Here is a 10,298-nt window from a genome sequence, read left to right as displayed (position 1 = left end):
GGGGTGGGTTGGTGGGCGGGGTTTTGCTGCGGGGGTTCGGGTGGCGGCACGCTGGGCGACGCGCCTGGGCCGTTCGCGGGGTCGACCTGCGGGTTGAGGCTGGGGAGCGGGTTTTGCTTCTTGGGCCCTCGGGCGCTGGTAAGAGCACTTTGCTCAGCGCGCTGGCCGGGCTGCTCCCCGAGGACTCCGGCGAGCAGGAGGGCACCGTCGAGATCGACGGGCTCGACCCGCGCAAGGGGCGGGAACGGGTCGGCATCGTCTTCCAGGACCCGGAGACCCAACTGGTGATGGCGCGCTGCGGCGACGACGTCGCGTTCGGGCTGGAGAACCGGGGAGTGCCGGCCGACGAGATCTGGCCCCGGGTGGACGAGGCGCTGCACCGGGTCGGCTTCCCGTACCCCCGGGACCGCCACACGGCGGCGCTCTCCGGCGGCGAACAGCAACGCCTCGCCCTGGCCGGCGCGCTGGCCCTGCGCCCCGCCCTGCTGCTGCTCGACGAGCCGACCGCCAACCTCGACCCGGCCGGCGCCGACCTGGTCCGGCACGCGGTGGCCGGCGCGCTGGACGCCGACACCACACTGATCCTTGTCGAACACCGGGTCGCCGAGGCACTGCCGCTGGTCGACCGGGTGGTCGTCCTGGAACCGGGTAGCGGCGTCCGTGCGGACGGCACGCCCGAGGCGGTCTTCGCCGCCCACGGTGCCGCCCTGGCCGCCGAGGGGGTCTGGGTGCCCGGTCACCCCATCGCGCCCCGAGCGGCCACCGCCGGCCCCGGGGAGCTGTTACTCACCGCCGACCGGCTCGGCCTGCCGCCCCGGCTGGGCTCTACCGATCTCGCGGTACGCGCCGGTGAGGCGCTCGCCGTACGCGGACCGAACGGCGCCGGCAAGTCCACCCTGGCGTTGCTGCTCGGCGGTCTGCTCCGGCCGGGCAGCGGGCGGGTCACCGCGTCCGCCGAGTTGGCCGGCGCGGACCACCGCACTCCCCCGCACCGCTGGCGGGCACCCGCGCTGGCCCGACGGATCGGGTCGGTCTTCCAGGATCCGGAGCACCAGTTCGTCACCAGCACGGTCTTCGACGAGCTGGCGCTCGGCCCGCGCCGCACCGGTCAACCCGAGACGGTCGTCAAGGAGACGGTGGCCGGCCTGTTGGACCGGCTGCGGCTGGCCCGGCTCGCCGCCGCCAACCCGTACACCCTCTCCGGTGGTGAGGCGCGGCGGCTGAGCGTGGCGACGGCCCTGGCCACCGCGCCACGCCTGCTGATCTGCGACGAACCCACCTTCGGCCAGGACCGGCGGACCTGGCGGGAGCTGGTCGACCTCTTCGCCGACCTGCGCGACGCCGGGCACGGCGTGGTCACTGTCACCCACGACGCGGACTTCGTCGCCGCGCTCGCCGACCGCACCGTCACTCTGCGACGCGGCACGGACGACCACCGATGATCAGCATCGAGCCGGTCGCCGCGCCGGACGCGCCGCTGGCCCGCCGCAACCCGGTGGCGAAGGTCGCCGCCGCACTGGTCTTCTCATTCACCCTGCTGGCGACCCTGGACCCGGTGGCCCCGGCGATCGCCATCGCCCTCGAACTGGCAGTCCTGCCGCTCTTCGGCATCCGCTACCGGGTGCTGGCCAGGCGGGCCTGGCCACTGTTACTCAGCGCCGCTGGCATCCTGGTCACCCTGGTGCTGTTCGCCGCCGACAGGTCCGGCCGGGTCCTGTTGGACGCCGGGCCGGTACTGGTGAGCACCGGCGTGCTGATGACCGCGCTCGGCCTGGTGCTGCGGGTGTTCGCGGTGGCGCTGCCCGGTGTGATCGTCTTCGCGACCACCGACCCCACCGACCTGGCCGACGCGTTGATCCAGAACACGAAGGCCCCAGCCCGCTTCGCCATCGGGGCGCTGGCCGCGTTCCGGCTGGTGCCGCTCCTCGGCCAGGAGTGGCAGATGATCACCATGGCCCGCCGGGCGCGCGGGGTGGACGCCGGCCGCGATCCGGTGGCCAAGCTGCGGCTGTTCGCCTCCACCGCGTTCGCCCTGCTGGTCGGGGCGATCCGCCGGGGCACCCGGCTGGCCGTGGCGATGGACGCCCGCGGATTCGACGCCGGCACCCCGCGTACGGTCGCCCGGCGGCAGCACTTCACCCCCGCCGACGCCCTCCTCATCGCCGGGGCGTTCGTGCTGGCCGGAGCCGCCCTGACCACAAGCATCCTCCTAGGCACCTTCCGCCCCCTGATCAGCTGACCCCGCCCACCCCCCGCTGGGCCCCGCTGGGCCAAGATCCACACAACATCAGGGATGTAGTGGCCTCGCTCGCCATGGAGGCCACTACATCCCTGATGTTGCTGTCACCACCCACGCCCTCGCCCGGCCCTCGCCCCCACGCTCCGGCCCACGCCGCCGCCCACGCCCACGCCCGCCCACGCCCGCCCACGCCGATCTTGCGACTTCTGTTGTTGATTAATCCTGATATGCCGCTTATGCGAGGACAGGAAGTGCAAGATCGCGGGACGCAGCGGGGCCGGGCGGTCCGGGGCGCGGCGGGGCCGGCCGGCGGGGCAGGGCAGGGCGGGGCGGGTGGCTCGATCAGCTGCGGCGGAAGGCGTAGCGGCGGGCCTGGCCGGCCTGCTGGCTGCGGCCGCCACCGGAGCGGTTGCCGCCACCCTGCGGTGGCCCTGCTGTCGGTGCCTTCGGTCGTGCGGCTGGCTTGGGCAGATCTCCCACCGTCGGCGCGTCGACCGCTGCCGGCACATCGACCGGCGGCGCCACCTCACCCAGGACAGATTCCGGCTCCACCAGCACCGCCGGCGGCGCCGGCTCGGCCAGCGCCGCCGGCAGGACCGGCTCCACCAGCGCCGCCGGCAGCACCGTTTCGACCGTGAGGTCGAGGTCGGGGCGGGTGGGTGGGAACGGGCCGTGGCCGGCCGCCGGGTCGACGCCGAGCGGCGTCGCTCTCGGGGTACGGGTCTTCTTCGGGTTACGCCTGGCAGGCATCCGGGCCTCCTTCAATGCCGACCGGCACGGCCGGTCCCGCGCTGCGGCGGTCGGTCGGATCGGCTGGTGACCGCCGTTGCGCGGCGGCCGAGTGGGGAAGGGACTGCTCACCGGTGTCAGGCGGGGCCATCGCCGCCGAACGGCGGGGAGGGGATGCGGGACGCCCGGGAGCGCACGGACCGCGACGCGGGACGGCGGGCCGGCTCGGAAGTGGGGCGTCAGTTACGCATGTTCGTACCGTAGCCACCGCCCGACCGACGCGCATCCGTTTTTCCTGGCACGATCGGCACATGCTGATCGCGTTCTCGATCACCCCGCTCGGTGGTGACGACTCTGTGGGTGACCTGGTCGCCGAGGCGGTGCGGGTGGTCCGTGCGTCCGGCCTGCCCAACCGGACCGATGCCATGTTCACCACCGTGGAGGGCGAGTGGGACGAGGTGATGGCGGTCGTGAAGCGGGCTGTCGACGTGGTCGCCGCGCAGGCGCCCCGGGTGAGTGTGGTGCTCAAGGCCGACGTCCGGCCCGGGGTCACCGACGCGCTCACCGGGAAGATCGCCCGAATCGAAGCCCGTCTCGCCGAAGGCTGACGCGCGCGGCGGGGGATGACGACATGTTTCCCCGCGCGGGGCTCACCGGCCACTGTCGAGAGCCCGAACCGCCATCGGCAAGGTCCACATCACATGCAGTAACGGGACGACGATCACTGGTCCGTATCGGCTCACATCACGGTAAGTTTCCAAACGCTGATAGTGGTGGAACGAGAGGTGGCGGCACGAATGGCTGATCAGGCGAGGGCACAAATCGGTGTGACCGGGCTGGCGGTGATGGGTCGAAACGTGGCCCGCAACCTGGCCCGCAACGGCTTCACGGTGGCAGTGCACAACCGCTCGCCGGAGCGCACCCGCAGCCTGGTCGCCGAGCACGGCGACGAGGGCACGTTCGTGCCGGGCGAGACGATGGCCGATTTCGTGGCGTCACTGGAACGACCCCGCGCGGTCATCGTGATGGTGAAGGCCGGCGCGCCCACCGACGCGGTGATCGACGAGTTGGTGCCGCTGCTCGACGAGGGCGACATCATCGTCGACTGTGGCAACGCCCACTTCGCCGACACCCGCCGCCGTGAGGAGGCGTTGCGGGCGCAGGGGCTGCACTTCAGCGGCACCGGCGTCTCCGGCGGCGAGGAGGGCGCGCTGCTCGGGCCGAGCATCATGCCGGGCGGCTCCGCCGAGTCGTACGCGAAGCTCGGGCCGATGTTCGAGAAGATCGCCGCCCAGGTGGACGGGGTGCCGTGCTGCATGCACGTCGGGCCGGACGGCGCCGGGCACTTCGTCAAGATGGTGCACAACGGCATCGAGTACGCCGACATGCAGCTCATCGCCGAGGCGTACGACCTGCTCCGGGCCGGCCTGGACGCGACGCCGGCCGAGATCGCGGAGATCTTCCGCGAGTGGAACAACGGCGAGTTGGAGTCGTTCCTCATCGAGATCACCGCCGACGTGCTCGCGCACACCGACGCGGCGACTGGCCGGTCCTTCGTGGACGTCGTGCAGGACCGGGCCGAGCAGAAGGGCACCGGTCGGTGGACCGTGCAGAGCGCCCTGGACCTGGGCATCCCGATCACCGGGATCGCCGAGGCGACCTTCGCCCGCTCGCTCTCCGGGCACGTCGACCAGCGTGAGGCGGCCCGCCGGGCGTTCCCCGACGCGGGTGAGAAGTGGCAGGTCACCGACCGGGAGACCTTCGTCGAGGACGTCCGTCGGGCACTGCTCGCTTCCAAGATCGTCGCGTACGCGCAGGGCTTCGACCACATCCGCGCGGGCAGCCAGGAATACAACTGGGACATCGACCTCGGCGGCACCGCGACGATCTGGCGGGGCGGCTGCATCATCCGGGCCCGCTTCCTCAACCGCATCCGCGAGGCGTACGACGAGCAGCCCGACCTGCCGACGCTGCTGGTGGCGCCGTACTTCGCCGAGGCGGTCAGCGCTGGCGTGCCGAGCTGGCGGCGGGTGGTGGCCGACGCGACCCGGGCCGGTGTGCCGACGCCGGCGTTCTCGTCGTCGCTGGCGTACTTCGACGCGTTGCGGGCGGAGCGGCTGCCTGCCGCGCTGATCCAGGGTCTGCGGGACAACTTCGGCGCGCACACCTACCAGCGGGTGGACCGCGAGGGTTCGTTCCACACCACCTGGGCCGCCGACCGCACCGAGTCCCCGGCGTAGCCGGGGCGGCGCCCCGCGCCGCCGTGATCGTGCTCGATCCTGGATGTGGTGGTCTTCCCCCGGTGGGGAGGCCACCACATCCGTGTTCGGGGCAGTTCCCGCGCGGGTGCCGGTCAGGCGACCGTGGCGTGCATCTCCCAGACGAGGATCTCGGCGGGTTCGTCGGCGGTGACCCGCCGGCCACCCGTCAGGGTGAGTCGGGCGGCGTCGCCACTGCCGAGCGGGCCGCTGCCCTCCAGGTTCACAGTGCCGTTGGGCACGTAGAGGTGCACGTAGGGCGCGTCGGGGATGGTGACCTCGTCGCCGGGGGCGAGACGGGCGGCGTGCAGGGTCGCGTACCGGTTTCGGATTCGGATCGCGGACGCGCCGTCGTAGCGGTCCATCCCGGAGGCGATCGGCACCAGGCCGCCGCGGAGCAGCTCGTCCTCGATCTCCAGCTGCTCGTAGCCGGGGTCGACGCCCTGCTCGTCGGGGAGCACCCACATCTGCACGAAGTGCACCGGGTCGGCGTGCGGCTCCTGGTTGTTGAGCCGCCAGGCGTCGTTCTTCTCCGAGTGCAGGATGCCGGTGCCGGCGCTCATCCGCTGGGCCAGACCCGGGTAGATCACCCCGGAGTGCCCGGTGGAGTCCTGGTGCACCAGGGAACCGCGCAGCACCCAGGTCACGATCTCCATGTCCTGGTGCGGGTGGGTCTCGAAGCCGGCCCCCGGTGTGACCACGTCGTCGTTGTTGACCAGCAGCAGGCCGTGGTGGGTGTTGGCCGGGTCGTAGTGCCGGGAGAACGAGAAGGAGTGCTTGGAGTCCAGCCAGGAGATCCGGGTGGCGAAGCGATCATCGGCACGACGGATGTCGACAGCTGGCGCGGGGGCGGTCACCAGGCACGCTGCCCGGCGTCCGGGGTCGACGGCGCCCAGGTCAGGGCCGGTTCCCCGGTGGCCAGTTCGGAGATCTCACCGGTCCGCAGCTGCGGTGTGTGGCCGAACTCGGCGCAGTGCTGCTCGGCGATCTCGGCGCAGATCTCGGCCACCTGCTCGCAGATCGGGTCGCCCAGATCGGCGGCGTTCAACGCCATGATCATCTTGAATCGGAGATCCCGCATTTCCACCCCAACCGCCGTCGTCCCACCACCTCCGGACCCTACCCGCCCCCCTTCCGCAGGACCCCGAAACGACAGCACCCACCCCACCTCGGCACCGAGGGGATGCGACGGCGCCGCCCGCACAGGAGTGCGGGCGGCGCCGGGGACAGGTTGGGGTCGGTCAGAAGAAGCGGCGGCGCTTGGCCTTCTGCGGACGCATCAGGTCCGCGCCCTTGGTCAGCAACCGGGTTGCCCCGGAGGGACCACGCCGGGCCTCCAGGGTGTGGCTGAGCCGGCGGGCGCCGGCTGCGGCCAGCGGCACCGCGACCGCCATCACCGCCCACTGGGCAATGCGCTTCTGGATCATGTGGGTTCACCTCCGTCAGTGGCTTCTGACGTCTCTGATACCCAGAGTGACGTGGGGGTAAGCGCGTCGGCTCAGATAACCGGAGCGACCGGGTTGGGCAGCGCGCCGCCGAAGCGTCGGTCCCGTTGTGCGTACAGCTCGCACGCATACCAGAGGTGGCGGCGGTCGAAGTCGGGCCAGAGCGTGTCCAGGAAGACCAACTCGGCGTACGCGGTCTGCCAGAGCAGGAAGTTGGAGATCCGTTCCTCCCCGGAGGGGCGCAGGAACAGGTCAACCTCCGGAATCTCCGGGTGGTAGAGGTACTTCGCCACGGTCTTCTCGGTGACCTTCGCCGGGTCCAGTCGGCCGGCCGCCACGTCCCGCGCGATCGCGGCGGCGGCGTCACCGATCTCGGCCTGCCCGCCGTAGTTGACGCAGAACTGCAGGGTCAACGTCGAGTTGTCCCGGGACATCTCCTCGGCGGTCTGCAACTCGGAGATGACGCTCTTCCACAGCCGACCGGGCCGACCCGACCACACCACCCGTACTCCGAGGTCGACCAGCTGGTCACGGCGGCGACGGATCACGTCCCGGTTGAACCCCATCAGGAACCGGACCTCGTCGGGCGAGCGCCGCCAGTTCTCGGTGGAGAAGGCGTACGCCGACAGGTACGGGATGCCCATCTCGATGGCCCCCTCGATGGTGTCGAAGAGGCTGTGCTCCCCGGCCTCGTGCCCCTTGGTGCGGGGCAGCCCGCGGTCCTTGGCCCAGCGGCCGTTGCCGTCCATCACCACCGCCACGTGCTTCGGCACGGCCTCGGTGGGCAGCGCCGGCGGTCGGGCCCCGGACGGGTGTGACACCGGCGGCGTCGGCTCACGCCGGCCGGCCTTCTTCGATCGGATCACTCGGTCACTCCCTGTTCGCGCCGTCCGCCCCGGCCTCGACGTCGCCACGTGGCCGGAGCACCACGGCCCCGGTGCCTTGCGGCGGCGGGGCCGCGCCGGCCGCCGAGGGCCCCCGGTCGACCAGCGGCAGCGAGCGTAGCGCGCGCTCCAGGTGCCACTGCAGGTGAGCCGCGACCAGCCCACTGCACTCCCGACGTACGGCGGTGTCGGTGGCGTCGGCGATCACCCAGTCGCCGGTGGCCAGCGCGGACATCAGATCGATGGTGGCCGGCGCGGGATGAGCCGCCCCGGGTGGCCGACAATCCGGGCAGACCGCGCCGCCGGCCGGTACGGAGAACGCCCGGTGCCGCCCGGGCGTGCCGCAGACCGCGCAGGCGACCAGCGCCGGCGCCCAGCCGGCCAGGGACATCCCCCGCAGCAGGTACGCGTCGAGCACCAGGGTGGTGGCGTGCTCGCCCCGGGACAGCGCCTTCAGCGCGCCGATGGTGAGCTGGAACAGCCGCAGCGACGGCTCCCGCTCCACCGGGGTCAGCCGCTCGGCGGTCTCGGCGATCGCGCTTGCCGCCGTGTAGCGCGGATAGTCGCCAAGGAACCGTTTGCCGTACAGGTCGATGCCCTCGACCTGGCTGACGGTGTGCAGTGAACTGCCGTGGTTGCCCTTCGGGTCACCGGCGAGCTGGAGGTCGACGTGGCCGAACGGCTCCAGTCGGGCGCCGAACTTGCTGGTGGTGCGGCGGATCCCTCGCGCCACGGCGCGCAGCCGGCCGTGCCGGCGGGTGAGCAGGGTGATGATCCGGTCGGACTCGCCGAGCTTCTGCACACGCAGCACCACCGCGTCGTCGCGGTAGAGCTGTCGGCGATACCCGGCCATCGGACCATTCTCCCTCGGGGTGTGAAATCAGGGTTGGTTCGGGGTGCAAGCGCGGTTGAACCCCGATGCGGCCAGTTCGTTCCCGGCCGTAGCGTGCTGGTCATGGCACTGCACCTGACCACCACCCCGCGCCGCCGTCGCGTCGTCGCTCCCGTCGCGCTAGGGCTCACCACCACCCTCATCGTGCTCGCCGGGTGCGACAACCTGTCGTTCCGTCGGCTCGACTACGACAACACCGAGGCGGTCCGGATCACCACGGTCCGGGTCTCCGGGGGCTCCGGCGACGTGGTGGTCCGTGGCACCGGCCCGGCGTCCGAGGTGCGGATCAAGCGGGTGGTGCGCTACCAGGGCGGCGAACCGGACAACACCCGCTACGAGATCAAGGGCAGCGAACTGGTGCTGGACACCGACTGTGGCTCGCGGTGCAGCATCTCCTACGAGGTGACGGTGCCGGAGGGTGTGGCGGTGCAGGGCGAGACCAGCTCCGGCGATGTCGAGCTGAGCCGGGTCGGCACGGTGGAGCTACAGGTGAGTTCGGGCGACGTGCGGATCTCTGGTGCGTCGGGCGCGGTCGGGGTGGAGGCTCGCTCCGGCAACATCGAGGTGAGCGAGGCCGCCGCGGCGGTACGGCTGCGCGCCTCGTCCGGAGACATCTCCGCACGCCGGCTGGGTGGCACTGTCGACGCCGAGGCCAGCTCGGGCAATGTCAACGTGGAACTGGACAAGCCCGCCTCGGCCCGGGTCCACGCCTCCAGCGGTGACGTCACGCTTGTGGTGCCGGCGGGCAGCTACCGGGTCCGGTCCAACGCCGACTCCGGCGACAAGACCGTCACCGTCACCGACGACCCGGCGGCGTCGCTGGTGCTCGACGGTTCGGCCGACAGCGGCAACCTCACGATCAGCGAGCGTTGATCTCGACGCTCGCTGATCGTCCACCGCTGCCCGACCGAGGGCGGTCGTGCCTCCGGTCGGGCAGCGGTGCATGAGGTGGGTCAGAAGCCCAGCTTGCGCAGTTGCCTCGGGTCGCGCTGCCAATCCTTCGCGACGCGGACGTGCAGGTCGAGGTAGACCCGGCCGCCGAGTAGTTCCTCGATCTGCTTGCGGGCCTGGGTGCCGACCTCCTTGAGCCGACTCGCCTTGTGCCCGAGGACGATCGCCTTCTGGCTGGGCCGCTCCACGTACAGGTCGGCGTAGATCTTCATGACCTGACCCTCGGGGATCATCTCCTCCACCACCACGGCGATGGAGTGCGGCAGCTCGTCGCGGACCCCCTCCAGGGCGGCCTCCCGGATCAGCTCGGCGACCAGCACCTGCTCGGGGTCGTCGGTGAGCATGTCGTCCGGGTAGAGCTGCGGCGACGGCGGTAGGTACTTGGTCATCACCTCGACGAGCGTGTCCACCTGGTGGCCGGACACGGCGCTCACCGGCACGATCTCGGCGAACTCCCCCATCTTGCTGACCGCGAGCAGTTGCTCCGCCAGGCGGCGCTTGTCCACCAGGTCGGTCTTGGTGACCACCGCCAGCACTGTCGCCTTCAACTCGGCCAGCTCGCCGGTGATGAACCGGTCGCCGCGCCCCACCGGCTCGTCGGCCGGGATGCACAGGCCGATCACGTCGACCTCGGTCCAGGTGGACCGGACCAGGTCGTTGAGACGTTCGCCGAGCAGCGTACGGGGACGGTGCAGGCCCGGCGTGTCGACGAGGACCAGCTGCGACTCCGGTCGGTGCAGCACCGCCCGGATGACGTGCCGGGTGGTCTGCGGCTTGTTCGAGGTAATCGCGATCTTGGTGCCGACGATGGCGTTGGTCAGCGTCGACTTGCCGGCGTTGGGACGACCGACGAAGCAACCGAACCCGGCCCGGTACGGTCGCGCCTCCGGATCCTGCACC

At 71.6% G+C, this 10,298-nt stretch carries 12 protein-coding genes; 5 read left to right on the top strand and 7 right to left on the bottom strand.

Features of this window, described 5'->3' with window-relative positions; all coding sequences use genetic code 11:
* Positions 1-11 precede the first annotated feature (11 nt).
* The gene (locus tag KBX71_RS28015; protein ID WP_210820806.1) at positions 12-1,442 is read left to right on the top strand and encodes an ABC transporter ATP-binding protein; all 1,431 of its coding nucleotides are present in this window, start codon (positions 12-14) and stop codon (positions 1,440-1,442) included.
* Positions 1,439-2,239 carry an energy-coupling factor transporter transmembrane protein EcfT gene (locus tag KBX71_RS28010; RefSeq protein ID WP_210820800.1) on the top strand — a complete coding sequence of 267 codons (801 nt, stop codon included), beginning with the start codon at positions 1,439-1,441 and terminating at the stop codon, positions 2,237-2,239. Before KBX71_RS28015 ends, KBX71_RS28010 begins: the two co-directional genes overlap by 4 nt.
* A gap of 342 nt (positions 2,240-2,581) precedes the next feature.
* Here KBX71_RS28010 and KBX71_RS28005 read toward each other — a convergent pair whose 3' ends face one another.
* Complete coding sequence (locus KBX71_RS28005; RefSeq protein ID WP_247684244.1) at positions 2,582-2,989, bottom strand: hypothetical protein; 408 nt, start codon at positions 2,987-2,989, stop codon at positions 2,582-2,584.
* 290 nt (positions 2,990-3,279) lie between these two features.
* Here KBX71_RS28005 and KBX71_RS28000 point away from each other — a divergent pair, with 290 nt between their 5' ends.
* Together KBX71_RS28000 and gndA are read left to right on the top strand one after the other, a co-directional pair.
* Positions 3,280-3,576: a thiamine-binding protein gene (locus tag KBX71_RS28000; protein WP_196929949.1), complete on the top strand. Its 297-nt coding sequence runs from the start codon at positions 3,280-3,282 to the stop codon at positions 3,574-3,576.
* Between the two features lie 189 nt (positions 3,577-3,765).
* Complete coding sequence (gene gndA / locus KBX71_RS27995) at positions 3,766-5,208, top strand: NADP-dependent phosphogluconate dehydrogenase (protein WP_210820799.1); 1,443 nt, start codon at positions 3,766-3,768, stop codon at positions 5,206-5,208.
* Between the two features lie 113 nt (positions 5,209-5,321).
* On the opposite strand, the gene KBX71_RS27990 is transcribed toward gndA, so the two are convergent.
* The 5 genes from KBX71_RS27990 to recO form a co-directional block, all read right to left on the bottom strand.
* Complete coding sequence (locus KBX71_RS27990) at positions 5,322-6,083, bottom strand: pirin-like bicupin family protein (protein WP_210820797.1); 762 nt, start codon at positions 6,081-6,083, stop codon at positions 5,322-5,324.
* A complete protein-coding gene (locus KBX71_RS27985; protein ID WP_124815173.1) occupies positions 6,080-6,307 on the bottom strand; it encodes a thioredoxin reductase in 228 nt (75 codons plus the stop codon). The genes KBX71_RS27990 and KBX71_RS27985 overlap by 4 nt, the downstream gene beginning before the upstream one ends.
* 160 nt (positions 6,308-6,467) lie before the next feature.
* Positions 6,468-6,653, bottom strand: coding sequence for a hypothetical protein (locus tag KBX71_RS27980; protein WP_124820420.1), 186 nt, complete (start codon positions 6,651-6,653; stop codon positions 6,468-6,470).
* A 71-nt stretch (positions 6,654-6,724) separates the two neighbouring features.
* On the bottom strand, positions 6,725-7,537 hold the full coding sequence (locus KBX71_RS27975; protein WP_210820794.1) for an isoprenyl transferase: 813 nt from the start codon (positions 7,535-7,537) through the stop codon (positions 6,725-6,727).
* Between the two features lie 4 nt (positions 7,538-7,541).
* On the bottom strand, positions 7,542-8,408 hold the full coding sequence (gene recO, locus KBX71_RS27970; protein WP_196929946.1) for a DNA repair protein RecO: 867 nt from the start codon (positions 8,406-8,408) through the stop codon (positions 7,542-7,544).
* Positions 8,409-8,510: 102 nt separating this feature from the next.
* On the opposite strand from recO, the gene KBX71_RS27965 reads away from it, so the two are divergent.
* Complete coding sequence (locus KBX71_RS27965; protein ID WP_210820793.1) at positions 8,511-9,320, top strand: DUF4097 family beta strand repeat-containing protein; 810 nt, start codon at positions 8,511-8,513, stop codon at positions 9,318-9,320.
* An 80-nt stretch (positions 9,321-9,400) separates the two neighbouring features.
* Here the strand turns inward: KBX71_RS27965 and era are convergent, their stop codons facing one another.
* Positions 9,401-10,297, bottom strand: a complete 897-nt coding sequence (gene era, locus KBX71_RS27960) for a GTPase Era (protein WP_374102655.1) — start codon at positions 10,295-10,297, stop codon at positions 9,401-9,403.
* Between the last annotated feature and the right edge of the window lies 1 nt (position 10,298).

The sequence above is a fragment of the Micromonospora sp. D93 genome (genome assembly GCF_018070365.1).
Classification (GTDB): Bacteria; Actinomycetota; Actinomycetes; order Mycobacteriales; family Micromonosporaceae; genus Micromonospora; species Micromonospora ureilytica.
Note: the sequence above shows the minus strand (reverse complement) of the source record. Positions and strands in the feature narration are given on the sequence as shown.

What these genes read in the sequence shown, in the direction of transcription:
- KBX71_RS27965 (WP_210820793.1), top strand. Translation starts at nt 8,511, where the DNA reads ATGGCACTGCACCTGACCACCACCCCGCGCCGCCGTCGCGTCGTCGCT.
- KBX71_RS28010 (WP_210820800.1), top strand. Translation starts at nt 1,439, where the DNA reads ATGATCAGCATCGAGCCGGTCGCCGCGCCGGACGCGCCGCTGGCCCGC.
- recO (WP_196929946.1), bottom strand. Translation starts at nt 8,408, where the DNA reads ATGGCCGGGTATCGCCGACAGCTCTACCGCGACGACGCGGTGGTGCTG.
- KBX71_RS27985 (WP_124815173.1), bottom strand. Translation starts at nt 6,307, where the DNA reads ATGCGGGATCTCCGATTCAAGATGATCATGGCGTTGAACGCCGCCGAT.
- KBX71_RS28000 (WP_196929949.1), top strand. Translation starts at nt 3,280, where the DNA reads ATGCTGATCGCGTTCTCGATCACCCCGCTCGGTGGTGACGACTCTGTG.
- KBX71_RS27980 (WP_124820420.1), bottom strand. Translation starts at nt 6,653, where the DNA reads ATGATCCAGAAGCGCATTGCCCAGTGGGCGGTGATGGCGGTCGCGGTG.
- gndA (WP_210820799.1), top strand. Translation starts at nt 3,766, where the DNA reads ATGGCTGATCAGGCGAGGGCACAAATCGGTGTGACCGGGCTGGCGGTG.
- KBX71_RS28005 (WP_247684244.1), bottom strand. Translation starts at nt 2,989, where the DNA reads ATGCCTGCCAGGCGTAACCCGAAGAAGACCCGTACCCCGAGAGCGACG.